Origin of the sequence: Moorena sp. SIO2C4, assembly GCF_010672485.1 — a bacterium.
Taxonomy (GTDB): Bacteria; Cyanobacteriota; Cyanobacteriia; order Cyanobacteriales; family Coleofasciculaceae; genus Moorena; species Moorena producens.
This window is the reverse complement of sequence record NZ_JAAHGN010000902.1, coordinates 1-3,182: the sequence shown is the minus strand read 5'-3', so window position 1 is coordinate 3,182 and position 3,182 is coordinate 1. Positions and strand designations below refer to the sequence as shown.

Annotated in this window: 2 protein-coding genes and 1 pseudogene; 2 read left to right on the top strand and 1 reads right to left on the bottom strand. The window is 40.4% G+C overall.

Annotated elements, in window-relative coordinates; translation table 11 throughout:
* Positions 1-1,242: group II intron reverse transcriptase/maturase (ltrA, locus tag F6K20_RS31080; protein WP_287297296.1), on the top strand; the 1,242-nt coding region annotated here is incomplete at its 5' end.
* A 542-nt stretch (positions 1,243-1,784) separates the two neighbouring features.
* Positions 1,785-2,969 (top strand): annotated as a pseudogene (ltrA, locus tag F6K20_RS31075) (group II intron reverse transcriptase/maturase); the annotation flags it as partial.
* A 15-nt stretch (positions 2,970-2,984) separates the two neighbouring features.
* On the opposite strand, the gene F6K20_RS31070 reads toward ltrA (F6K20_RS31075), so the two are convergent.
* Positions 2,985-3,182 (bottom strand): transposase (locus F6K20_RS31070; RefSeq protein WP_287265468.1); only part of this gene is annotated, 198 nt, incomplete at its 5' end.

The window sequence follows — 3,182 nt, the reverse complement described above, 5'->3', positions numbered from 1 at the left end:
AAAATCCATAAGAAGGCAAAACCAACAAGAAGGGTTTGGATACCAAAACCTGGAAAAACGGAAAAGCGACCTTTAGGAATCCCGACCATATATGACCGTGCTTTACAGGCACTTGCTAAACAGGCATTAGAACCTGAATGGGAAGCAAAATTTGAACCCAACTCTTATGGGTTCAGACCAGGACGCTCATGTCACGATGCTATTGAAGCAATATTCAAAGCCATTGCCCAAAAACAAAAATGGGTTCTAGATGCAGATATTGCCAAATGCTTTGACAAAATCAACCATGAAACGCTACTAACAAAATTAAATACATATCCATCCTTAAGACGTCTAATAAAGTCCTGGCTCAAAGCCGGAGTGATGGACAATGGAACATTCTCACCTACAAAAGAGGGCACTCCTCAGGGTGGAGTTATATCTCCACTCCTGGCAAATATAGCCCTCCACGGAATGGAAGAGCACATCAAACAATATGCAGAAACATTAAAAATAAAAGGGAGGGCTAAAACACAAAAGAGAAAGGCAATGAGTTTGATAAGATATGCTGACGACTTCGTAATCATACACGAAGACCAAACCACAGTAGAAGAATGTCAAAAAATTATTAGCACATGGTTGAAGGATATAGGGCTGGAATTAAAACCAAGTAAAACAAAAATAGCCCACACAACGGACGGATTTGACTTCCTAGGATTCAATATACGTCAATACAATGTAGGTAAAAATCAGTCAAAACAAGGTTTTAAGACCATCATAAAACCATCCAAAGAAAGCATCCAAAGACATTATAGGCAGCTCTCAGACAAAATAGACCGTCATAGAGCCGCCTCCCAAGAGGCACTAATAAAATGCCTTAAACCTATTATACTCGGATGGTGCAACTACAATAAAACAGTATGTAGCAAAGAAACATTCGAGAAAATAGGATACATGTTATGGAATAAGCTTCAAAGATGGGGATACAGAAGGCATCCTAATAAATCTAAAAACTGGGTAACCAAGAAATATTGGGGAACCTTAGGAAAGGATAGATGGATGTTTATGACTAGTAAAGATAATTACTTACCTAGACATGCCAAGGTAGAAATTATCAGACACACAAAAGTCAAAGACACCAGAAGCCCTTATGATGGAGACCTAATCTATTGGAATACCAGAATGAGAAAGCATCCTGAGATGACCAATCAGGTGCGATTCGTTGGTTATAAACCTTGCCCCGTCAGGGTTTTGGGGGATTAACCGCTAGGACAAATTACTGAACCTAGACAACTTGGTAACCATGGTGGTGAAAATCCACCCCTCGTGAAATCCGAGTGACAGCCTTACCCTGATTCATAAGGAGTAACGAACTTACGGATTGATGCAAGGGTCGAACAGTGAAGCGGAACCAATCCAGGGGAAGTTAGTAACAGGCACAGGACTCATGGGTACGAGAGAAAGGTACGTTTGAATCATCGTTATCATCGTGTAGCGAAATGGGTTGATTACGCTACAGACAAACAGTCAAAGGAATATGGATTATGAGGTTTTGACTCTTCATAATGATTTCCCGAAATTATTCCTGGTGAATAGTACCACCCTAAAAGTTCGCAGAATGGTTATCAGGAACGAAATAACCCCGATATGTACTCTGTTGAAAGGTCGAATATTCTGAGTAGGTAGTTAGCCGCATGTCGTACCGGGGAAAGATTGAGTCAGAAGTTAATGTCTAGAGTAATGTCTAGGATATACTGACGGACTCACGTCAAACGGAAATGAAATAGTTGTAAGTACCAATTGATATGTCTAAGACGCTGGGTTTCCAGACGGTGGAATGGAATAAGGTTAACTGGCGCAAGCTAGAAAAGACCCTATTTAAGTTGCAAAAACGAATATTTCGAGCCTCTGTTCGTGGTGATATCCGTGCGGTAAGAAAACTGCAAAAAACTCTAATGAAGTCCTGGACCGCCAAGATGATAGCGGTACGTAGGGTCACCCAGGAGAATAAAGGTAAAAAGACTGCCGGAATAGATGGGGTCAAATCTCTAACCAAGAGACAACGCCTCACCTTAGTAGCCAACCTCAAAATCTCCAAAAAGGCAAAACCTACCAGACGGGTCTGGATTCCTAAACCCGGACAATCAGAAAAACGCCCATTAGGAATCCCGACCATGTATGACCGCGCATTACAGGCACTAACTAAGCAGGCATTAGAACCTGAATGGGAAGCACGTTTTGAACCCAATTCATACGGGTTCAGACCAGGACGCTCCTGTCACGATGCTATTGAAGCAATATTCACAGGCATCAACCAAAAACCTAAATGGGTACTAGATGCCGACATTGCCAAATGCTTTGGCCGTAGGCCACGCTTCGCGAACGATAAAATCAACCATAATGCACTTCTCACAAAATTGAATACTTATCCATCCTTAAGACGATTAATCAAATCCTGGCTAAAAGCTGGTGTGATGGATAATGAGACATTCTCACCTACAGAAGAGGGCACTCCACAAGGCGGAGTCATATCTCCCCTTCTGGCAAATATAGCCCTTCACGGCATGGAAAAAAGGATTAAACAATTCGCAGAAACTATGAAGGGAAGTAAATCCAAAAATAGGAATGCATTAAATTTAATCCGATATGCAGATGACTTTGTCATAATGCATAAAGACCATTACGTGGTAGAAAAATGTCAAAGAATCATCAATACATGGTTGAATGACATGGGTTTGGAATTAAAATCAAGTAAGACCAGGATTACCCATACATTTGAAGGATTTGACTTCCTCGGATTCAATATCCGTCAATATCAAGTCGGTAAAAACCAGTCAAAACAAGGTTTTAAGACCATCATCAAACCATCTAAAGAAAAAGTTCTAGAGCATTACAGGCAGCTCGCCAAAGTTATCGAACAATACAGAGCTGCCCCGCAGACGGCTCTAATCAGCCGACTAAAACCCATTATAAGAGGATGGTGTAATTACTAAGCTGTTGCGCATTTAAACTGTGATAACAGCATTGCCTTTGTTTTTTATTTTTCGTACCCATTTTATAATTAACCCTCCTTCATTTAAAAGATGATTTAACAAACATTCTAATTCTTCAATTGATTTGAAAACTCGATTGGCAATATATTCTTTTGCTGAATGCCAAACCAATTCAATTAAGTTATAATCAGGACTATACTCGGGAAGATA